Source organism: Paracoccus onchidii, from assembly GCF_028294535.1.
Lineage (GTDB): Bacteria > Pseudomonadota > Alphaproteobacteria > Rhodobacterales > Rhodobacteraceae > Paracoccus > Paracoccus onchidii.
In genome coordinates this window covers 102401-122387 of the sequence record NZ_JAQBIE010000005.1, presented here as the reverse complement: position 1 = coordinate 122387, position 19987 = coordinate 102401, and the positions used below count along the sequence as shown (strand labels likewise).

Genomic DNA, 19987 nt, shown 5'->3' with positions numbered 1-19987 from the left:
ATATGGGAATCCAATCATGCTCCGCAATTACTCACGCCGCAGCCTTTTGGCCGTGACCACTGCCGGTTTGTCGTTTCTGGCAATGCCCGTCGCGGCGCAAGACTGGCCGACTGCCCCGGTTCACTTGTTCGTCGGCTTTCCTGCCGGATCCTCGCCCGATACGATCGCCCGGATCATCGCCGAGCCGCTATCGGCGGCGCTGGGACAACCGGTTGTCGTCGAGAACAAGCCAGGCGCCGGTGGCGTGATCGGAGTCCAGCAGATGTTGGCGCAGAAGGGCACCGGACACAGCCTGGGGATCACGATCAATGGGCCATTGACCACTGCCCCGCGCCTGATCGATGATCTGGGCTATGATCCCGCAAATGACATCGCGCCGGTTGGCCTGATCGCAACAAGTCCGCTGGTTCTGGCCGTCGGTGCGGATTACCCGGCGGATGACGCGACTGCATTCATCGAGGATGCCCGCGAAAATCCGGGCGACATCAGCTATGGATCTGTTGGCCAGGGTTCGGGCGCGCATCTGACCGCCGAACTGTTCGCATCGGAAGCCGGGATCGAACTGTTCCATATCCCGTTCCAGAGCTACGCCGAAGTTACCACTTCGATTCTGGGCGGCGAAATCGATGGTGGCTTCATGGCGCCCTCGGCCGCCCTGCCCCATGTGGAAGCGGGCAAGATGAAAATGCTTGGCATCACCTCGGCAGAGCCTTTTGCACAGGTTCCCGATGTTCCGGTTCTGGCAGGACAGGCCGGACTGCCCGAGGATTTCCGCGCCGAGCTGTGGAATGCCTTTATAGCGCCCGCCGAAACAGACGATGCCACAATCCAGATGCTGAACGCCGAACTGATCGAAATTCTTGGCGATAGCGAGGTTCAGAAAAAACTGTTGGCGATCGGCTGGCAGACCGCCCCCGGCACGCCAGATGATTTGTCGGCCCGGATCGCGCAGGATACCGCGATGTGGGGTGAGGTGATCGACAAGACCGAGGCAGAGGACTAAACCGCCCGAAAACAGGACCAAACGGCGGTTTCATGCAGCGTGACTATCAGGATCTTGCCTGGGGGGCGATTCTCGCCCTGCTGGGCGCATTTGTGGCGGCCTATGCCGCGACTTCCTATGAAATCGGCAATCTGCGCCGCATGGGACCGGGCTTTTTCCCGGTGGCGCTTGGGCTGGTGCTGATGCTGCTGGGGGCCGCGATCGGATTGTCGGCCCTCAAGCGCGCCGCAGCTCCGCAGCCCCTGGCCTGGCGCGAGGGATTGGGGGTGATCGGCGCGCTGATCATATTTGCCCTGCTGATGCCACGGCTGGGTGTGGTGATTGCGACCGCGCTGGCCAGTTTGACGTCCAGTGCGGTGGCTCCGCGCCAAGGCGTTCTCTGGCGGCTTGTTCTTTGTGTTGCCGTGACCTTTCTCACCTGGCTGGTCTTTGTCGTTGCGTTGGACATGACCATTCCCGTCTGGCCGAAGGTGCAGTGATATGAACACTTTGGACGGTCTGGCACATGGGTTGTCGGTCGCACTTCAACCATCGATTCTGGTCTACAGCCTTTTCGGGGCGCTGCTTGGAACTTTTGTTGGCGTGTTACCCGGGATCGGGGCAATGGCGGCAATTACGCTGCTGCTGCCGATCACCTATTATATTTCGTCCGAGGCCGCCTTGGTGATGTTGGCCGGGGTGTATTACGGCGCGCAATATGGCGGTGCGGTCGCTTCGATCCTGTTGCGATTGCCGGGAACGCCGCAATCGGCGGTCACGACCCTGGATGGTTATCCATTGGCCCAGCAAGGGCGCGCGGGCGTGGCATTGTTCACGTCGATGATCTCATCCTTTTGCGGGTCGATCCTGGGGATCGTCATACTGGTTCTGCTGGCGGGTTGGCTGGCAGAGGTCGCGACCATGTTCGGGGCGGCGGAATACGCGGCGATGATGATCATGGGCCTGGTTGCGGCGGCGACGGTCGGTGGGGGTGCGCCCTCGAAAAGTCTGGCGATGGTGGTTGTCGGCCTGATTCTGGGCTGCGTGGGTACGGATGTGAATTCGGGCGCACAACGTTTTACCTTTGGACAAACACAGCTTCTTGACGGGATCAATCTTGTTGCGCTTGCCATGGGGCTGTTCGGTGTCGCCGAAGTCATCGCCAATATCACCAAGGCAGATCGCCACGGGCCGCCAGATCGCATAACCCTTCGACAACTGCTGCCACAACGCAACGAGTTGCGCAGAATGGTCGCCCCCATTGCGCGCGGAACGACCCTGGGCGGCTTCTTTGGTGCCCTGCCCGGCACCGGTTCGACAATTTCGTCATTCCTGAGCTACGCGATGGAACGTCGGGTATCGCGCAAACCGGAAAGTTTCGGCAAAGGCGCGATCGAAGGAATTGCCGGGCCCGAGGCCGCCAACAACTCGGCGGCCATAACGGCCTTTGTCCCGACATTGACCCTGGGAATTCCAGGCGACCCGATCATGGCGCTGATGCTGGGGGCATTGGTCATTCACGGCATTCAGCCAGGGCCGATGATGCTCGAGGCTCGGCCCGACATGTTCTGGGGGCTGGTCGCCAGCTTCGGGATCGGCAACCTGTTCCTGTTGATCCTGAACCTGCCATTGATCGGGATCTGGGTTTCGATGCTGCGGATTCCGTTTCGATGGCTTTATCCAGCGATCATCGTCTTCATTTGTCTTGGGGTCTATTCAGTGCGCGGCGCAACGTTCGACATCGTGATGGTCGCGGGCATCGGGGCCGTGGGCTATCTGTTGGCGCTGGCATCATTCAGCCCCGCAATGTTGTTGCTGGGATTTGTACTGGGACCCTTGATCGAAACAAACCTGCGACGCGCCATGCTGATCTCGCGGGGGGATCCCATGGTGTTCATCGAACGCCCCATTGCTTGCCTGTTTGTCGTAGCGACGACAGGATTGATCCTGTTTGCAACCTGCAAGGCGATTTTCGGATCCAGACCGCAGCCAAAAGATGAGGCCACATCATGACGACATCGACCGATCAGATCCACATCGCGATCGAAGATCCGCTCTCGTCGGATCTGGAGTTGTTGTTTCGCAGGCATGTCGAGGCGATGCATGCCGATACGCCGCCTGAATCCATTCACATGATCCCGCGCGAATCCCTCGTGTCGCCCGGGATCAGTTTTTTCGTCATGCGTCAGGGTGGCCAACCTGTCGCGATGGGGGCCATGAAGGCGATCGACCCGACCCATGCCGAGTTGAAATCCATGCATGTCTTGGCTGAAATGCGTGGAAAGGGCCTGTCGCGTCTTTTGCTTGATCACCTGGTTGGACAAGCGACAGCGGCAGGTATCGGACGCCTTTCGCTCGAGACTGGCGCACAGCCCAGTTTTGCCGCGGCACGGGGGTTGTATCTTCGTGCCGGTTTCATGGAATGTGCACCCTTTGCCGATTATCGTCCCGATCCCAACAGCATCTACATGACGATCGAGCTGTAAGGCGCTGTTGCCTGCCCCATGCTTTGTCACGAGATTGCCTTCGACCTCCCGCGCCCCCGCTGGGATCAGGCGAATGATATAGACCTCAGATGCATATCAGAGGCGACCGGCTCGTCATCGGTTTTTTGCCGGCGTTCGCCCGCCTCATCTACGGCACCGAACGCACAAAGCGTTGCAACCGATGGCCCAATTCCATCTTCCGGCGATAATGCGGCAAGCCATCGCCTGCCGGCGAGCCAGGTTCATTGGCCGTTGATCGTCGCGACCCCGGATTGTTCCTGGGCTATCTGGACCAGCCGCAGGAAACAGCGGCGCGGTTCCGGGGCGACTGGTTCCTGACCGGTGATCGCGCAGTCATGACCCACTCTGGTGCGGTCACGCTATTGGGCCGCGAACACGACATCATGAATGCCGGAGGGTATCGGGTTGCCCCCGCCGAAATCGAAGAGGTCATATCGACTCACCCGGAATGCGGTGATGTCGCCGCCACCGAAGTTTCCCTGAACGCCACGACCTCGATCATTGCATTGTTCTGGACCGGACCCGCGCCCGAGTCCGATTTGCGACGGCTGGCCGAATCCGAACTGGCCAGATACAAACAGCCCCGCAAATACATATGGCTGGACGCGTTGCCACGGACAGCGACCGGCAAGATCAACCGCCGCGCATTGCGCCAGGACTTTGGAGAGCCGCAACATGATACCGCTTGATATTTTCTCGGATCCCGTTTGCCCCTGGTGTCTGATTGGCAAGCTGGAATTGGATCAGGCGCTTGAGACCCGCCCCGATCATCCTTTCCAGATCGTCTGGCACCCTTTCCGGTTGAATCCGCAGATGCCATCGGGCGGCATGAATCGCCATGAATACCTGGTCGCCAAGTTCGGGGATCGCGCCGAGGAAGTATCGCGCACCATTGCGCAGCGCGCGGTGCAGATGGGACTTGATCTTGATCCTTCGCCCATCCAGCCCGACACCACCGACGCCCACCGGCTGATGTATTGGGCGGGGCTCGAGGGTGCACAGACCCGGGTGATGTCCGGGCTGTTGCGTGCGCATTGGCAACAGGCACGGAATATTGGCGACAAGACCGAATTGGCCGAGATCGCCACATCGGCAGGCCTCGACGGACAGATGATCGCGAGATTGCTGGACAGCGATGCCGATCGCGACGAGGTGCTGACACGCGAACAACATGCGCGGGAACGCGGGATCAACGCCGTCCCCACTTTTATCGTCGATAACGTGCATGCCGTCAGCGGCGCTCAACCGGCTGCATTGTGGCAGAAGGTCATTGACGAGCTGGTGTCCAAGCAGGCGACCTGACATCGCAATACTTGCATTATGTGCAAAACGGCGCTAAGGGCCATATTCAGGCCTCAGGTGCACATCATGACCCAGACAACAGATTTCATGCAGGCGCCGGAACAGCGCCTGCCCATGCCGGAATTCATTTCGATGCTGGCATTCCTGTTCGCGATCATCGCCTTTTCCATTGATGCGATGCTACCGGCTCTGCCCCAGATCGCCCGCGAGCTGACCCCGGACAATGTCAATCGCGCACAGCTGATCCTGTCGGTCTTTGTGGCGGGCATGGGCTGTGGCACATTGTTTGCCGGGCCGATTTCGGATTCGATCGGCCGCAAGGCAACCATCACGATTGGCTTTGTGATTTATGCCGCCGCCTCGGTGGTCGCGATATTTTCATCCTCGATCGAGGTCTTGCTCGTCGCCCGGTTCATTCAGGGAATCGGTGCTTCGGGGCCGCGGATTGTCGGCCTTGCCCTGGTTCGCGACCTCTATGCAGGCCGCGACATGGCCCGCATCACCAGCATCGTGATGATGGTCTTCATCATCGTGCCCGCGCTTGCGCCATCCATCGGCGCCGGCATGATATCCTTGGCCGGATGGCACGGCGTGTTCTATGGCTTCCTGATCTTTGCCCTGATCGGCTGCACCTGGCTGAACCTGCGTCAGGCGGAAACACTGCCTGTCCAGAAACGCCGCCCGCTGAAGATCAGGCCAGTTCTGGCGGCGGCATCCGAGGTCTTGCACGACCGCCATGTCATGCTGTGCACGCTGATCCTGACCCTGGGTTTTGGCCAGATGTTCGGCCTGCTTTCATCGGCACAGCAACTTTTCGGAGAAGCTTATGCCAAGGGCGACGCATTTCCGACATGGTTTGCCGCGATGGCGCTGCTGGCGGGTTCAGGCTCTATCCTGAACGCGAAATTCGTGTCCCGTTTCGGGATGCGCCGTATCGCCAAATGGGCCTACATCATGCAAACCGTCGTCAGTTTTTCGATGCTTATCCTGCTGACCACCGATGTCCTGCCTGAAACGCTGCGGTTTCCCGCGTTCTTCATCTGGGCGGTCAGCGTCTTTTTCATGGCGGGCGTGACATTTGGCAACCTGAACGCGCTGGCATTGCAGAGGATGGGGCATATTGCGGGCATGGCCGCCTCGATCGTGGCTGCGATCTCGACGGTTTCGGCCACGCTGATCGCCTCGCCTGTCGGACTGCTGTATAATGGCACGGCAATTCCCGTCGTCTCGGCGACCCTGATCTGTTCGGGATTGGCCTGGTTCCTGATGCGTTATCTGACCGACTAGACAGGCCTGCCGCGCTGGCATGCCGTCTGAACACTGGAAACCGCGCTTCAAATCGCCCAAAGTCCCCGCATAAGTCATGGAGGGATTGGCATGTTTCTGGGAATTGACCTTGGCACGTCGGGGGTGAAGGTCGTCCTGATCGACGACACCCAACGGATCATTCAGACAGGCCATGCCAGCCTGACCGTCCAGAACCCGCATCCGGGTTGGTCGGAACAGGACCCTGCGGCCTGGATCGAGGCGACGCGATGCGCGATCCGGGATCTTGATTCCCCCTTGGACAAGGTGGCGGGCATTGGCCTGTCGGGGCAGATGCATGGGGCCGTCTGCCTCGATCAATCCGACAATGTGCTGCGTCCGGCCATTTTGTGGAACGATGGTCGCGCGGCGGACGAGGCTGCCGCCCTTGACGCCGATCCCGCATTCCGCGCAATCACCGGAAATATCGTGTTCGCAGGCTTTACCGCACCAAAGCTTGTATGGATGCGCAAGCACGAGCCGGATCTTTTCGCGCGCACCAGGCGCGTTCTTCTGCCCAAGGACTACCTGCGGCTCTGGCTGACAGGAGAAGCGATCAGCGACATGTCGGATGCCTCGGGAACCGCATGGTTCGACCCCGCCAAACGCGATTGGTCCGATCAGCTTCTGGCGGCAACGGGAATGGAACGGACCATGATGCCCGTTCTGGCCGAAGGCAGCGAACTTGCCGGCTGTTTGCGCCCCGAAACCGCAGCCGAACTGGGCCTGCCCAAAGGCATACCGATTGCCGGAGGTGCGGGGGACAACGCCGCCACAGCCATTGGCGCGGGCATCACCTCGGCGGGTAGCGGGCTGATTTCCCTGGGGACATCAGGGGTCATCTTCGCGGCCACCGACCGTTTTCTGCCGGCGCCTGAAACGGCTGTCCATGCGTTTTGCCACGCCCTGCCCGGCCGCTGGCACCAGATGGGCGTCATGCTTTCTGCGGCTGCATGTCTTGACTGGTGGGCGGGCATTACGGGCGCCTCGCCCGCGGAACTTCTGTCCCGGCTTGATCCTGCACCGGGCCGGCCCGGTCCGATCATGTTCTGGCCCTATCTCTCCGGCGAGCGGACCCCCCTGAACAACCCGTTGCAGCGCGCAGGCTTCACCGGAATGTCAACCGGCAGTGACCGTGCGCAGATGACCCGGGCCGTGCTGGAAGGGGTGACGCTGGCGCTGGCGGAAAACATGGAGGCGTTGCGCGCGGGCGGTGGTGGTGCCGATTCGCTGATCGCCATGGGCGGGGGCGCGCGCTCCGACCTGTGGCTTGCGATGTTGGCTCAGGCCACCGGCATTTCGATTATGCGCCCCGCCGGCGCAGAAACCGGCGCGGGTTTCGGTGCGGCGCGACTGGGCCTGATGGCCGCCACAGGCGCGGGGGAAAGCGCGCTGACAACCCCTGAGATTTCGGATGTTTTCGAACCCGATCCCGAATTGGTGCCAGCATGGTCCGAAAGTTTGCAACGACTACGCCAACAGCGTGCTTGACACCACGCGGCAAGGCACTATAAGCGCGCACTTCATTGGTGTTGGTGGCCCCCGCGAGGGGATCCCTGTCAGGCGCAAGCCAGAGGACAACGCCCTTCGAAACACATAAGAAGGAGATCAGCCGTGACCAAACGCACGTCTGCCAAGTACAAAATTGACCGCCGCATGGGCGAAAACATCTGGGGCCGCGCCAAGTCGCCGGTCAACCGCCGCGAATATGGCCCCGGTCAGCACGGTCAGCGCCGCAAGCAGAAACTGTCGGATTTCGGCACCCAGCTGCGCGCCAAGCAGAAGCTGAAAGGCTATTACGGCGACCTGACCGAGAAACAGTTCCGCCGCATCTATGCAGAGGCCGAGCGCGTAAAGGGCGACACCGGTGAAAACCTGATCGGTCTGCTCGAACGCCGCTTGGACGCCGTTGTCTACCGTTCGAAATTCGTTGCCACGATCTTTGCCGCACGTCAGTTCGTGAACCACGGCCATATCGAAGTGAACGGCAAGCGCGTGAACATCCCGTCCTACCGCGTCAAGGAAGGCGATGTCATCTCGATCCGCGAGCGTTCGCGCCAGCTGGCCTTCGTTCTGGAAGCCGTCGCCCTGCCCGAGCGTGACGTGCCGGACTATATCGAAGCAGACCACAACAAGATGACCGCAACCTTCGTGCGCACCCCGTCGCTGGGTGATGTGCCCTACGCGGTTCAGATGGAACCGAACCTGGTTGTCGAATTCTACGCGAAGAACTGATCTTCGCCGACACCTGCAAAATTCAAAGGCCGCTTCAATCGAAGCGGCCTTTTTCACGTTCGCGCTTCCTTGCATCACAAGGGTTGCCCCCCGTCAGGCAGACGCAGCCTCTTGATAGATTTCGATCATGCGGTCGACCTTGCGCTCCCAGTCGAAATCGCGACGAACGATCTGTTGCCCCGCCTGTCCCATCCGCTCGCGCAGTTGGGGATCATCAGCAAGTGTGATCAACGCCCCTGCCAGCCTGCGGTCGAAATCTTCGCGTGGCGACGGATGGATCAGAAAGCCGCTATCGACATTCAGATAATCCAGCGGCCCGCCCCAGGCACTGGCGACCACGGGCAGCCCCATTGCCATCGCTTCCAGAACAACAGCGCCGCCACATTCGCGCAGTGAATTCAGGATCAGCGCGTCCGACTGGGCCAGAATGGACGCGCATTCTTCCTGCGGCCGGAACCCGTGAAACCGGACTTCGCCGGCAATGCCCAGTTCCTCCGCCAGCGCCTCGAGTTCATGGCGCCCTTCACCATCCCCCAACAGGTCCAACGTCACGTCGGCACCTGATTTTCGGGCCAATGCCACAGCCCGCAACGTAATGTCGATTGCCTTCCATCCGACGAACCGACCCAGAAACACCAGTTTCAGCTTGCCCCTGACAGCCTCGTTGCGCTTTTGGGCCGGAGCCTTCCATCTGGAAAAATCGATCCCGTTTTCGATCAATGTCTCGATGCGCGGATGCAGCGGGTCAGGCAAGGCCCGTCGCGTTCGCTCATTCGCGACCAGCAGCGCAGCCGCACGGTGCTTGCCCGGCTTCAACCGGTTCAGCATCAGCGCAACACGCCGACCGGTCGCAATCGAAGCACGGGTCGCACCGCCTTCGTGATCCTCATAACCGGGGGGATAATCCATGCCGCCATTCATGGGGCCAATGACAAGTGGCACACCGAAGCGATGCAACCCCGAAGGAATCAAGGGTGATACGGGAATAGGCTGATGAATGACGTCTACCTCGCCCGCGGCAACCAGCTTGCGGATCAGGCGCGCCTGATAGATTTCATTGACGCCGGTCATCAATCCACCGCCGATCAGATCGCGAACCCGTTCCGGAAACCGGCTGAACGCGCGCCAGATCCCGCGATGCCAGCGCGTGTCCGGTACGAAATGCATGCGGGCGGGATCGCAATCGGGCAAGGCCAGCAACTCATCCTGATTGCGATGATGCGCAATCAGATGCACGGGATGGCCCCGACGCAACAATATCCGGAAATAATTCAAGGGCAGGAATGCTTCGCCACCGAAACGGGCCGAGGCATTCGGGGCCACGATAAGGATCTTGGGCAACTTGTCGTCAGGCATCATACTCGGTTCTTACTGGCTACGGGCCTTTATTGAACAGCCAGCGCGCGAGGGCAAAGAAATTCGCCACTTCCATTGGCTGATCGGGACGAATAAACCGGCCCGAACAAAGGATGAGCCAGATGACCCAGATCCCCCCTCAACCCGGCATCATGGATATCGCGCTTTATGTCAGCGGCGAAAGCAAACTGGCAGGCCATGAACAGGTGCTGAAGCTTTCGTCCAACGAAAATCCGTTGGGTTGCAGCGACAAGGCACGCACCGCTTTCACGCAGGCCGGACAGGATCTGCATCGCTACCCCTCGACCGATCACGCGCCTTTGCGGCAAGCGATCGCTCAGGTGCATGGCCTGGACCCCGATCGCATCATTTGCGGAGTGGGATCGGACGAGGTCCTGCAGTTCATCGCACAGGCATATGCCGGTGTGGGCGACGAGGTCATTACAACCGAGCATGGTTTCTCGATGTATCCGATATTGGCGCGCATGGTCGGCGCAACGCCCATCACCGTCGCCGAGGCCGACCGAAAGATCGACATTGACGCGATTCTGGGCGCGGTGACCGAACTGACCCGGATCGTGTTCATCGCCAATCCCGCCAACCCCACAGGCACCTTTCTAAATGAATCCGAACTGGATCGCCTGATATCCGGCCTGCCAAAGGACGTCATTCTGGTCCATGACGGTGCATATACCGAATTCGTCGACGGGTTCGATGGCGGCGCGGCGCTGGTGGACCGTCATCCCAATGTCATCATGACCCGCACCTTCTCGAAGATATACGGTCTGGGCGGGCTGCGCATCGGCTGGGGCTATGGGCAGCGCCCGGTGATCGACGTGCTGAACCGTGTCCGGCAACCGTTCAACCTTTCCCAACCACAAATGGCCGCCGCCTCCGCCGCCGTTCAGGATACCGCATTCACGGCCCATTGTGCCGATCTGAATTCACGTATGCGCGAATGGTTGCGGGCATCACTGGTCCAGATGGGGATCGAATGTGACGAAAGCCATGCGAATTTCGTGCTTGCACGTTTCGCGTCACCCACGGATGCGGCCGACGCGGATGCGGCATTGCGCGCCGATGGCATTCTGGTGCGTCGCGTCGGGGGATATGGCCTGCCCTGCGCGCTGCGCATCACCGTCGGTGACGAAGACGGATGCCGCCGCGTGATCGATACGCTCGGCCGCTTCATGCAAGAGCGGAGGCCCGCATGAGCGCGATATATGACCGCGTTGCCCTGATCGGACTGGGTCTGATTGCAGGTTCGATGGCGCATGCGTTACGCGAAAAAGGGCTTGCCAGGGAAGTCGTGGGCTATGCCCGCAGCGAAGAAACCCGTAAAACCGCGCGTGAGATCGGTCTTTGTGACACGGTTTATGACAGCGCGGCAGAAGCCGTCGCGAAGGCAGATCTCGTCGTTCTTGCAGTGCCCGTCGGGGCGATGGGTGCCGTCGCACAGGACATCGCACCCCATCTTGCCAAGGGAACGACCATTACGGATGTCGGATCGGTCAAGCAATCGGTGATCGAGGCCGTACAGCCGCACCTGCCCGAAGACGTGCATTTCATCCCCGGGCATCCTCTGGCCGGCACCGAACATTCGGGGCCACGCGCAGGGTTTGCCAGCCTGTTCGAGAACCGCTGGTGGTTGTTGACCCCCCTGCCCGACAGCCCCGCCGCGCCGGTCGAAAAACTGGTCGGACTTGTTACCGCGATGGGGGCGAAATGCGACCGCATGGAGGCCGCGCATCATGATCTGGTGCTGGCCGTCACCAGCCATGCACCACATCTGATCGCCTATACGATGGTCGGCGTCGCCGATCATTTGCGCCGCGTTACCGACGAAGAGGTCATCCAGTATTCCGCCGCCGGGTTCCGCGACTTCACGCGGATCGCGGCCAGCGATCCAACCATGTGGCGCGACGTATTCCTGCACAACAAAGAGGCGACACTGGACATTCTTGGCCGGTTCACCGAAGAACTGTTCACGCTGCAGCGGGCAATCCGGATGGGCGATGGTCAGCAACTGCACGACTATTTCACCCGCACGCGCAGTATCCGACGCGGCATCATCGAGGCAGGCCAGGACACCGAAGCCCCCGATTTCGGTCGTGGCGCGACATCGGGCAAGATGCCCTGACCAACGCTGCCCAAAGCCGACAACAGCATTTCCCGCCTGATCACGGGTGAGGCAGACATGACGGGGCTTTAAACCGGCTGTCTGCTCGCCTAACTTCAGGGGTGGAAAGGGCGCGAATTTTCATGACCAGAACAAATTGGGTCTTTGGCTATGGATCCCTGATGTGGGATCCCGGCTTTCACCCCACCGAGGCAGTCAAAGCAAGGCTTTCCGGCTATGCGCGCAGTTTTTGCCTGCGCTCGACCCGTTACCGGGGCACCGAAGAACATCCGGGCCTCGTTCTGGGTCTGGACCGACAGCGCGATGCAAGCTGCAGCGGCATGGCATTGCGGATTTCCGATACCGACCATGACACGGTGATGGACTATCTGCGGGTGCGGGAAATGGACACCGGCGCCTATCGCGAGGCGACCGTCGCGATCCAGCTGGATGACGGACGTCAGGTCGATGCCATCGCCTATGTGATGCGGCGCGATCACTGGCAGTATGCCGGCGGGCTGTGCGTGAACGAACAGGCGCGCATCATCTCTCGCGCGCATGGCGGGCGTGGACCGAATGCCGACTATCTTTTCAACACCGCGCGACATCTGACCGAAATCGGCCTGCCTGACCGCGCGATGAACGAACTTGCTGCGAATGTTAAGGAAATTCTGGCGTCTGACCGCAACAACTAACCATCAATCCTCCCTTCGGATTGCTTGGCAAGTTGATCGCCGGCCCCTACACTCGACCTGAAATCAACGCGGCAACGATAACGGGACCGGGACCTCTTGAGCGATCCAGACAACGGCCAGACACCAGATACCCCCGACAATGCCCTTGCCCCATCGGACAGGCGCATGAAGCTTGCAAACCGGCGCATCACCGCCTCTCGTGGCGGTGCCGGCACCCCCAGCACCCCACATTTCTCGCAACCGGTTCGACAGATCCTGCTGATGCTGAGCGTTCTCGCGCTGGTGCTGGCCGGTGGGTGGTTCACCTATGGGCGCATCCTGCCGATCTTCATGGCGAACAAATGGCTGAACGGGTTGATCCTTGCTGTGTTTGCGGTGGGCGTTCTGGCCTGTTTCTGGCAGGTCGGCCAATTGGTCCGATCGGTCAGTTGGATCGAACGGTTCGCCGATCGCCGCCGCAATGCGGTCGAAAAGGGCCTTGCGGCGCGTTCCGCGACCGATACCGACATCGCGCCGCGGCTTCTTGCCCCTCTGGCCGCGCTGCTCGGCAATCGCGGCCCCGCGGGCGGGGTGATTTCGACCGGCTCGGCAAGATCCATTCTGGATTCGGTCGCCACCCGGATCGATGAATTGCGGGACATCACAAGATACCTGTCCAACCTTTTGATATTCCTCGGCCTTCTGGGAACCTTCTATGGGCTCGCCACGACTGTCCCGGCTGTCGTGGAAACCATCCGCGCATTGGCCCCGCAAGATGGCGAAACCGGTTTGCAGGTCTTCGAAAAGCTGATGGGCGGGCTAGAGGCGCAATTGGGCGGCATGGCCACGGCATTTTCCTCGTCATTGCTGGGGCTTGCCGGGTCGTTGGTGGTCGGTTTGCTTGAACTGTTCGTCACTCATGGCCAGAACCGGTTCTATCGCGAACTGGAAGAATGGATGTCGGGCTTCACCCGTGTCAGCCTTGCGGATTCCGAATCCGGGGGCATCGATCAGGCCACCATGTCCGGTGCCGTCGATCATCTGGCCGCGCAGATGGACCGACTGCAAAGCTACCATTCCGAACGGGATGCCTTGCGTGACGAATCCGCGATCATGGCGGATGAACGCATTGTCGTCATGGCCGAATCGGTCGAGGCGCTGACGCGCCGTGTCGAGGCCGAGCAAGAGGCATCGGTCGCACGAATCGCCTCGCTTTCGGCGGCATTGAATCAGATGGTTGAAGGGCAAAACCAACTGATATCACTGGCGAAAGGGACCTCTGCGCCACCGCCTACCGCCGACCTGACGGGAATCGAGGCCGCACTTGATCGGTTGACCGGCGATCTTTCTTCGGGGCGCGATGAAATGGTGGCCGAATTGCGCTCAGACCTTCTGATTCTGACCCGCGCGGTTCGCGCCGCCCGCTTTGGCGATCCATTCCCCGACGATCTGCAACGCGATCCTTTGATCGGACGGGACCGGAGCTGAGCATGGCGTTGCGCAGGGTTTCATCCGGCAACCGTTTTTCGGCAACGATCTGGCCCGGCTTTGTCGATGCCATGACCGCCCTTCTTCTGGTGCTGATGTTCGTGCTGACGATTTTCATGGTCGTTCAATCGGTGCTGCGCGAACAGATCACCACTCAAGACGACACGATTGCAGATCAGAACCAACAGATTTCCCAGCAAGACCTGCAGTTACAGGAGCTAGGCCGGCAGGTGTCCGCCCTTGGTCAGGCGCTTAGCGCGTCGCGCGATGAGGAAGATCGCCTGACGGACCAACTCTCGCGCGAGGTCGAGCGCAGCAGCGCCGCAGAAACCGCCCTGACCCGTGCCGAGGCCGAAGCCCGCGATCGGGCCGCGCGCATCACAAGGCTGAACAACCAACTGGAATCCAGCCGCCAAAACCTGTCTGATGCACGTAGCCGCCTGACGGATTTCGAGGCCGAGGTCGCGACACTGATCGCGACCCGCTCGCGCTTGCAGGACCAGGCGAGAAGCGACCGCCAAGAGTTTCAGGCCAAACTGGCCGAGCGTGAGGAAGAACTTTCTGCTGCCGAGCTTGCCGTTGCATCGGCTCGTCGGGAAATAGACAGCACCAAGGAACAGGCCCGGTTGGCTGCTGCACGGCGCGAGGCGCTTGAGGCGCTGATCGCAGACCTGCGCAGCCGCAACAGCGATGCGACCGCCCGGACGCAGGCACTTGAGAGCAAGCTAAGCGCCGCAGAAACCGCCCGGGTGACAGAGGCCGAAGCCGCCGCGTTGCTGCGCGACCGGTTGACGCAGGCCGATAGCGAATTGACGGCGATGACGCTGGCGTTGGAAGAAAGCCGCAAGGCCGCCGAGGAAACCTTGACCCTGCTGGCCGCAGCCCGTGCCGCCCGCGACGAGAACCTAGCGCGTGCCGAGGAAAGCGAGGCCAGCCAGGACCGTCAAGCCGAGCTGTTATCCATCGCCCGACAAGAATTGCAAGAACAGCAAAGCCTGTCTGCAGATGGGCAGAAGCGTGTCGCATTGCTGAACGAACAAGTCGCCAGCCTGACCGCCCAATTGGGTTCATTGCAGGCGCTTCTTGATACGGCCGGCGACGACCAGCGCGACGCCGAATTGCGGGTCGCGGAACTGGGGCAACAGCTGAACGCCGCCCTGCTGCGCGCCGCGGAAGAAAAGGAACGCCGCCTCTCCCTTGAAGAGGAAGCCCGCAAAAAGGCCGAGGAAGAGGCACGTGACCTTGCGCGCTATCGGTCCGAGTTTTTCGGACGCCTCTCGCAAATCCTGTCCGGGCGCGAAGGGGTGCAGATCGTCGGCGACCGTTTCGTGTTCCAGTCCGAGGTGCTGTTCGCACCGGGTGCCGCCGATCTGTCATCTGCGGGACGCCAACAGATTTCCGGCGTCGCCGACATGCTATCGGAAATATCAGACGATATTCCCCCGGAAATCGACTGGATCATTCGTGTCGACGGTCACACCGACAGCACCCCGTTGTCGGGCACCGGGCGTTATAGCGACAACTGGGAACTAAGCCAGGCGCGGGCCCTTGCTGTCGTCAGATACATGACCGAAGATCTGGGCTTTCCGTCGAACCGACTGGCTGCAACAGGCTTTTCGGATACGCGCCCGGTGGCCAGCGGCACAGGCCCTGAAGCCTTGGCACAGAACCGCCGGATCGAGTTGAAACTGACCGAACGCTAGGCGTCAATGCCCCACCGTTTTCGAGAACAGATTGACCACGAGCACCCCAGTCACGATCAGGCCCATGCCAAGGATTGCCGGCATGTCCAGCTTTTGGCCAAAGACCAGCCAACCGATCAAGGCGACCAGAACGATGCCAAGCGCGCTCCAGATTGCATAGGCAACACCAAGCGGCAGCACCTTCAGGCTGAGCGACAGCAAGTAAAAACTTGTCAGATAGCAGATTGCCATTCCAAGCGTCGGCCAAAGTCGTGTGAACTGAGAGGATTGCTGCAACAGGGACGTGCCCACAACCTCGAGGCCGATCGCAAGGATCAATGGCAAAAACGGGGATATCATCATTCATTCATCCTGACTGCCCGGGCGCTGTTCCGACCTTGGCCTTGATGCGCCGATCCAGGGCCGAGTTCAACTCGGCCCCGACCAGTATGACCGTGGAGCTTAGCCACAACCACATCATCAGGCCGATGACCGCGCCAAGTGAACCATAGGTCTTGTTGTAATTGGCAAAATTCGCAGCATACCAGCTAAAGCCCATCGACACGACGACAAGCGCCACCGCGGCAAAGACAGCCCCCGGTGAAATCCAGCGCCAGCGCGGATTCGGCACCGACGGCCCCCAACGATACAGCCCCGCCAATGCCAATGTCAGCACCGCGAACATGGCGGGCCAGCGAATGGCCGGCAGCCACAGATCACGCCCGTCCTGCATCGGCAGCCATGCCAGCAGGATCGGCACAACCGCCACAACCGTCAGCATCAACGCCAATATCGCAAGAGCCGACAATGTGAATCCCATGGCAACCAGGTTCAGGCGCAGAAACCCCCGGCTTTCATTCTGCATCAACGCCACGTTCAACGCCGACAACATCGCCTTCATCCCCCCATTCGCGCTGTAAAACGCCACCAGCAAGCCGATCACCCCCGCCGCCGACAAGGCTGATCCGGGCGAATTGGCGATGCTTTCGACCTGGGCGCGGATGATGTCCAGCGTTCCCGCAGGGACGAATTTCTCCAGCAGACTGAGATGTTCGGCGATTATCGCCGGATCGGCCACCAGGCCATAGATCGACACAAAGGCCGTGATCGCCGGGAACAATGATAACAGCCCGAAAAAGGTGACGCCACCGGCAACGGCGGTCACCCGGTCGGCGCTGACCTTTTTCATCGTATCCCGCGCGACTGCCAGCACATCCTTGCCCCCCAGGGACCGTATGCTGCCCACCTGCGAAGACGGCACCCTGTCATGTCCGCTGGTGTCTGGCCCCGTGGTCGTCAACCCGTATCTGGCCCTGGTGTCATCATCCAGATCACCAAATATCGCATCGTGGATTCCGGGACGATTTCGGTCGGGCATCAAGATCGGGCCTTTGACAAACATTTACTGACGCATGTTGTCCCCGGCCATTTCGCCGTGGGGCAACTTATCAAGAACAGCTTCTACCCTAACGGCAGAAAAGGTAAAATCACCAGCCCCCGTTGTGTTGTGGCATCTGGCGAAGGGCGCAGCGCCCTGCTTCGATTTCAATCTGGTGATCAAACCCATCCGGTTCGGTTTTGTTCCTCGGGCTGGGCATGGGGCAGTTGAAACTTGCCCCCACGCGATCACAACGCTATGCCCGCCGCAACGATAAGGAGCCCGCCATGATCCCTCGCTATGCACGCCCCGAAATGACCGCGATCTGGTCCCCTGAGACCAAGTTCCGCATCTGGTACGAGATCGAAGCCCATGCCTGTGACGCACAGGCCAATCTCGGCGTCATCCCCAAAGAAAACGCCGCGGCCGTCTGGCGTGCCAAGGATGTCGAATTCGATGTCGCGCGTATCGACGAAATCGAAGCAGTGACCAAACATGACGTGATCGCCTTCCTGACCCATCTTGCCGAACATATCGGGTCGGAAGAAGCGCGTTTCGTCCATCAGGGCATGACCTCATCCGATGTGCTGGACACCACGCTGAACGTGCAGCTTGTCCGTGCGGCGGACATCCTGCTGGCAGATATGGACAAGCTGCTGGCGGCGTTGAAGACACGCGCCTATGAACACAAGGACAGCGTTCGCATCGGTCGCAGCCATGGCATCCATGCCGAACCAACCACGATGGGCCTGACCTTCGCGCGCTTCTACGCCGAAATCGCCCGCGGCAAGGCCCGCCTGCAGGCCGCCCGGACCGAGATCGCCACCGGTGCGATTTCCGGCGCGGTGGGCACCTTTGCCAATATCGATCCGGCTGTCGAGGAACATGTCTGCGAACAGATGGGGCTGCGCCCCGAGCCGATTTCCACCCAGGTCATCCCCCGCGATCGCCATGCGATGTTCTTTGCAACCCTGGGCGTGATCGCAAGCTCAATCGAAAACATCGCGATTGAAATCCGTCATATGCAGCGCACCGAGGTTCTGGAGGCCGAAGAATTCTTCAGCCCCGGCCAGAAAGGTTCATCTGCCATGCCCCACAAGCGCAATCCGGTCCTGACCGAGAACCTGACAGGTCTGGCCCGCCTGGTGCGCATGACGGTCATTCCCGCGATGGAGAATGTCGCCCTTTGGCATGAACGCGACATCAGTCATTCATCGGTCGAGCGCGGCATTGCGCCGGATGCGACCGTAACCCTTGATTTTGCATTGAACCGTTTGGCCGGCGTGGTCGAAAAGCTGGTTGTCTATCCCGAAACCATGCTGGCGAACATGAACAAGTTCAAAGGTCTGGTGATGAGCCAGCGCGTCCTTCTGGCCCTGACACAGGCCGGTGTTTCGCGCGAAGACGCCTATCGTCTGGTGCAAAGAAACGCCATGAAAGTCTGGGAACAAGGCAAGGATTTCAAAGAGGAATTGCTGTCCGACGCCGAAGTCACCGCAGCCTTGTCGGCAGAAGAGATCGAAGAGAAATTCGATCTGGGCTATCATACGAAACATGTCGACACGATCTTCCGCCGGGTCTTTGAACAAGGTGCCCTCTGACGGCAGGTTACCTGCCGCTAACCGGATGTTAGGAAACATCGGGCAATCTGGCCGCGAAACAGGAATTTGCGGCCATGACCGGGTGAAAGATGAACATTCAAAGCGGCCTGACACAACGGCAGAAGGCGGCCGTCATTGTCCGCCTTCTGCTCGACGACGAAGATGTCGTCAGCCTCGCAACGCTCAATGACGAATTGCAGACGCTGCTGGCCGAGGAAATGGCCGGAATGGAAGTGGTTGACCGACACACGCGCGACGCCGTCATCAGCGAGTTTTGTGAAAACCTCGAAGCGGTTGGCGTGACGTTCCCCGGAAATCTGGACGGCACGCTTGAGATGCTGGGCAGCAAACTTTCCGAAGACAGCACCGACCGCCTGCGACGCATGGCCGCGATGTCGGGGCGCGGCGATCCATGGATGCGCATCTCGGCTTTACCCAAGGAAAGCCTCGAGGTTCTGGCCAATGGTGAATCCGTGGAAATGGTGGCGTTGCTGTTGTCCAAGATTCCGGTGCAAGCCGCTTCCGATCTGTTTTCAGGCCTAGCCCGCGAACGGGCCCGCGCGGTGGCGCAGGCCATGTCGATGACCGGCGAGGTCGGCCCCGATGCGCTGAGACGCGTGGGACTGATCTTGCTGCAAGCCGCCGAAAACCTGCCCCGTCCCGCCATCGACACCCCCGCAACCGAACGCGTCGGCGCGATCCTGAACTTCGCGACAGCCGATTTGCGCGACGATGTTCTGGGGGCGCTTGGCGCAGAGGACATGACCTTCGCGGATGGTGTCAGACGCGCCATTTTTGTGTACGCCCATATCCCCTCTCGCGTCGCGACCCGCGATGTCGCAAGAATTCTGCGGGAAGTTGACCAGCCGACCCTCCTGCGTGCCTTGGCGGGTGCCGATCCCGAGCAAAAGGCCACCAGTGATTTTATCCTGGCCAATATCTCGCAACGGATGGCGGACGGGTTGCGCGAGGAGCTGGCCGAATTGGGCAAAGTCAGCATTCGCGATATCGAAGACGCCCAAAACCAGGTGATCGCCGCAATTCGCGCTCTTGAATCTGCGGAAGAACTGACATTGATCAAACCCGCCGATGACGATGAGGACTGACGAAGACCGCCAGTTTCGCGGAATTCGCGCTTGAGGGCAAAGGCCCGGGATTGCATCTTGCGGGTCGTTGCATCGACGAAAGGCGAAACATGACCAATCGGATTGCCGTCGCACTGGGCCTGCTGATTGTAGGCGTTTTCGCCATCGACATGCTTTGGCTGGGCGGCGGCCTGCCAGTATGGGCGGGCAAGCAACTGACCGCCCTGATCGACCAAGTCAGTTTCTGGAGGTAGGCAATACCGGAATTTCCGG

20 protein-coding genes are annotated in these 19987 nt (G+C 60.4%); 17 read left to right on the top strand and 3 right to left on the bottom strand.

The window, feature by feature from the left end; all coding sequences use genetic code 11:
* Window positions 1-16 precede the first annotated feature (16 nt).
* The 9 genes from PAF17_RS05665 to rpsD all read left to right on the top strand — a co-directional run bounded on the left by PAF17_RS05665 (window position 17) and on the right by rpsD (window position 8331).
* Window positions 17-1003, top strand: a complete 987-nt coding sequence (locus PAF17_RS05665) for a Bug family tripartite tricarboxylate transporter substrate binding protein (protein WP_271888122.1) — start codon at window positions 17-19, stop codon at window positions 1001-1003.
* Between the two features lie 32 nt (window positions 1004-1035).
* Window positions 1036-1482 (top strand): tripartite tricarboxylate transporter TctB family protein, encoded by a 447-nt coding sequence (locus tag PAF17_RS05660; RefSeq protein ID WP_271888121.1) that lies wholly within the window; start codon window positions 1036-1038, stop codon window positions 1480-1482.
* A gap of 1 nt (window position 1483) precedes the next feature.
* Window positions 1484-2995 carry a tripartite tricarboxylate transporter permease gene (locus PAF17_RS05655; protein ID WP_271888120.1) on the top strand — a complete coding sequence of 504 codons (1512 nt, stop codon included), beginning with the start codon at window positions 1484-1486 and terminating at the stop codon, window positions 2993-2995.
* Complete coding sequence (locus PAF17_RS05650; RefSeq protein WP_271888119.1) at window positions 2992-3468, top strand: GNAT family N-acetyltransferase; 477 nt, start codon at window positions 2992-2994, stop codon at window positions 3466-3468. Before PAF17_RS05655 ends, PAF17_RS05650 begins: the two co-directional genes overlap by 4 nt.
* A gap of 245 nt (window positions 3469-3713) precedes the next feature.
* Window positions 3714-4178, top strand: coding sequence for an AMP-binding enzyme (locus PAF17_RS05645; RefSeq protein ID WP_271888118.1), 465 nt, complete (start codon window positions 3714-3716; stop codon window positions 4176-4178).
* A complete protein-coding gene (locus tag PAF17_RS05640; RefSeq protein ID WP_271888117.1) occupies window positions 4165-4791 on the top strand; it encodes a DsbA family oxidoreductase in 627 nt (208 codons plus the stop codon). Before PAF17_RS05645 ends, PAF17_RS05640 begins: the two co-directional genes overlap by 14 nt.
* 66 nt (window positions 4792-4857) lie before the next feature.
* The gene (locus PAF17_RS05635) at window positions 4858-6078 is read left to right on the top strand and encodes a multidrug effflux MFS transporter (protein ID WP_271888116.1); all 1221 of its coding nucleotides are present in this window, start codon (window positions 4858-4860) and stop codon (window positions 6076-6078) included.
* A gap of 90 nt (window positions 6079-6168) precedes the next feature.
* Window positions 6169-7587, top strand: a complete 1419-nt coding sequence (gene xylB / locus PAF17_RS05630; protein WP_271888115.1) for a xylulokinase — start codon at window positions 6169-6171, stop codon at window positions 7585-7587.
* A 123-nt stretch (window positions 7588-7710) separates the two neighbouring features.
* Window positions 7711-8331, top strand: coding sequence for a 30S ribosomal protein S4 (gene rpsD, locus PAF17_RS05625; RefSeq protein WP_271888114.1), 621 nt, complete (start codon window positions 7711-7713; stop codon window positions 8329-8331).
* 93 nt (window positions 8332-8424) lie between these two features.
* Here rpsD and PAF17_RS05620 read toward each other — a convergent pair whose 3' ends face one another.
* On the bottom strand, window positions 8425-9687 hold the full coding sequence (locus PAF17_RS05620) for a glycosyltransferase family 4 protein (protein ID WP_271888113.1): 1263 nt from the start codon (window positions 9685-9687) through the stop codon (window positions 8425-8427).
* Window positions 9688-9809: 122 nt separating this feature from the next.
* Between PAF17_RS05620 and hisC the strand changes: the two genes are divergently transcribed.
* The 5 genes from hisC to PAF17_RS05595 all read left to right on the top strand — a co-directional run bounded on the left by hisC (window position 9810) and on the right by PAF17_RS05595 (window position 15671).
* Window positions 9810-10901: a histidinol-phosphate transaminase gene (gene hisC / locus PAF17_RS05615; protein WP_271888112.1), complete on the top strand. Its 1092-nt coding sequence runs from the start codon at window positions 9810-9812 to the stop codon at window positions 10899-10901.
* Entirely contained in the window at window positions 10898-11827 is a 930-nt protein-coding gene (locus PAF17_RS05610; RefSeq protein ID WP_271888111.1) for a prephenate/arogenate dehydrogenase family protein, read from the top strand. The genes hisC and PAF17_RS05610 overlap by 4 nt, the downstream gene beginning before the upstream one ends.
* Before the next feature lie 122 nt (window positions 11828-11949).
* Window positions 11950-12501: a gamma-glutamylcyclotransferase gene (locus PAF17_RS05605; RefSeq protein ID WP_271888110.1), complete on the top strand. Its 552-nt coding sequence runs from the start codon at window positions 11950-11952 to the stop codon at window positions 12499-12501.
* Between the two features lie 165 nt (window positions 12502-12666).
* Window positions 12667-13968: a biopolymer transporter ExbB gene (locus PAF17_RS05600; RefSeq protein WP_271888109.1), complete on the top strand. Its 1302-nt coding sequence runs from the start codon at window positions 12667-12669 to the stop codon at window positions 13966-13968.
* A gap of 2 nt (window positions 13969-13970) precedes the next feature.
* Window positions 13971-15671 (top strand): peptidoglycan -binding protein, encoded by a 1701-nt coding sequence (locus tag PAF17_RS05595; protein WP_271888108.1) that lies wholly within the window; start codon window positions 13971-13973, stop codon window positions 15669-15671.
* A 3-nt stretch (window positions 15672-15674) separates the two neighbouring features.
* Here PAF17_RS05595 and PAF17_RS05590 read toward each other — a convergent pair whose 3' ends face one another.
* Complete coding sequence (locus tag PAF17_RS05590; RefSeq protein ID WP_408636380.1) at window positions 15675-16010, bottom strand: SMR family transporter; 336 nt, start codon at window positions 16008-16010, stop codon at window positions 15675-15677.
* Between the two features lie 7 nt (window positions 16011-16017).
* The gene (locus PAF17_RS05585; protein ID WP_271888106.1) at window positions 16018-17028 is read right to left on the bottom strand and encodes a YihY/virulence factor BrkB family protein; all 1011 of its coding nucleotides are present in this window, start codon (window positions 17026-17028) and stop codon (window positions 16018-16020) included.
* 287 nt (window positions 17029-17315) lie between these two features.
* On the opposite strand from PAF17_RS05585, the gene purB reads away from it, so the two are divergent.
* The 3 genes from purB to PAF17_RS05570 all read left to right on the top strand — a co-directional run bounded on the left by purB (window position 17316) and on the right by PAF17_RS05570 (window position 19968).
* Window positions 17316-18629 carry an adenylosuccinate lyase gene (purB, locus tag PAF17_RS05580; protein ID WP_271888105.1) on the top strand — a complete coding sequence of 438 codons (1314 nt, stop codon included), beginning with the start codon at window positions 17316-17318 and terminating at the stop codon, window positions 18627-18629.
* 89 nt (window positions 18630-18718) lie between these two features.
* Complete coding sequence (locus tag PAF17_RS05575; protein ID WP_271888104.1) at window positions 18719-19735, top strand: FliG C-terminal domain-containing protein; 1017 nt, start codon at window positions 18719-18721, stop codon at window positions 19733-19735.
* Between the two features lie 89 nt (window positions 19736-19824).
* Window positions 19825-19968 carry a hypothetical protein gene (locus PAF17_RS05570; protein WP_271888103.1) on the top strand — a complete coding sequence of 48 codons (144 nt, stop codon included), beginning with the start codon at window positions 19825-19827 and terminating at the stop codon, window positions 19966-19968.
* Window positions 19969-19987: the final 19 nt, after the last annotated feature.

What these genes read in the sequence shown, in the direction of transcription:
- PAF17_RS05665 (WP_271888122.1), top strand. Translation starts at nt 17, where the DNA reads ATGCTCCGCAATTACTCACGCCGCAGCCTTTTGGCCGTGACCACTGCC.
- PAF17_RS05660 (WP_271888121.1), top strand. Translation starts at nt 1,036, where the DNA reads ATGCAGCGTGACTATCAGGATCTTGCCTGGGGGGCGATTCTCGCCCTG.
- PAF17_RS05655 (WP_271888120.1), top strand. Translation starts at nt 1,484, where the DNA reads ATGAACACTTTGGACGGTCTGGCACATGGGTTGTCGGTCGCACTTCAA.
- PAF17_RS05650 (WP_271888119.1), top strand. Translation starts at nt 2,992, where the DNA reads ATGACGACATCGACCGATCAGATCCACATCGCGATCGAAGATCCGCTC.
- PAF17_RS05640 (WP_271888117.1), top strand. Translation starts at nt 4,165, where the DNA reads ATGATACCGCTTGATATTTTCTCGGATCCCGTTTGCCCCTGGTGTCTG.
- PAF17_RS05635 (WP_271888116.1), top strand. Translation starts at nt 4,858, where the DNA reads ATGACCCAGACAACAGATTTCATGCAGGCGCCGGAACAGCGCCTGCCC.
- xylB (WP_271888115.1), top strand. Translation starts at nt 6,169, where the DNA reads ATGTTTCTGGGAATTGACCTTGGCACGTCGGGGGTGAAGGTCGTCCTG.
- PAF17_RS05620 (WP_271888113.1), bottom strand. Translation starts at nt 9,687, where the DNA reads ATGCCTGACGACAAGTTGCCCAAGATCCTTATCGTGGCCCCGAATGCC.
- hisC (WP_271888112.1), top strand. Translation starts at nt 9,810, where the DNA reads ATGACCCAGATCCCCCCTCAACCCGGCATCATGGATATCGCGCTTTAT.
- PAF17_RS05610 (WP_271888111.1), top strand. Translation starts at nt 10,898, where the DNA reads ATGAGCGCGATATATGACCGCGTTGCCCTGATCGGACTGGGTCTGATT.
- PAF17_RS05605 (WP_271888110.1), top strand. Translation starts at nt 11,950, where the DNA reads ATGACCAGAACAAATTGGGTCTTTGGCTATGGATCCCTGATGTGGGAT.
- PAF17_RS05600 (WP_271888109.1), top strand. Translation starts at nt 12,667, where the DNA reads ATGAAGCTTGCAAACCGGCGCATCACCGCCTCTCGTGGCGGTGCCGGC.
- PAF17_RS05595 (WP_271888108.1), top strand. Translation starts at nt 13,971, where the DNA reads ATGGCGTTGCGCAGGGTTTCATCCGGCAACCGTTTTTCGGCAACGATC.
- PAF17_RS05590 (WP_408636380.1), bottom strand. Translation starts at nt 16,010, where the DNA reads ATGATATCCCCGTTTTTGCCATTGATCCTTGCGATCGGCCTCGAGGTT.
- PAF17_RS05585 (WP_271888106.1), bottom strand. Translation starts at nt 17,028, where the DNA reads ATGCCCGACCGAAATCGTCCCGGAATCCACGATGCGATATTTGGTGAT.
- purB (WP_271888105.1), top strand. Translation starts at nt 17,316, where the DNA reads ATGATCCCTCGCTATGCACGCCCCGAAATGACCGCGATCTGGTCCCCT.
- PAF17_RS05575 (WP_271888104.1), top strand. Translation starts at nt 18,719, where the DNA reads ATGAACATTCAAAGCGGCCTGACACAACGGCAGAAGGCGGCCGTCATT.
- PAF17_RS05570 (WP_271888103.1), top strand. Translation starts at nt 19,825, where the DNA reads ATGACCAATCGGATTGCCGTCGCACTGGGCCTGCTGATTGTAGGCGTT.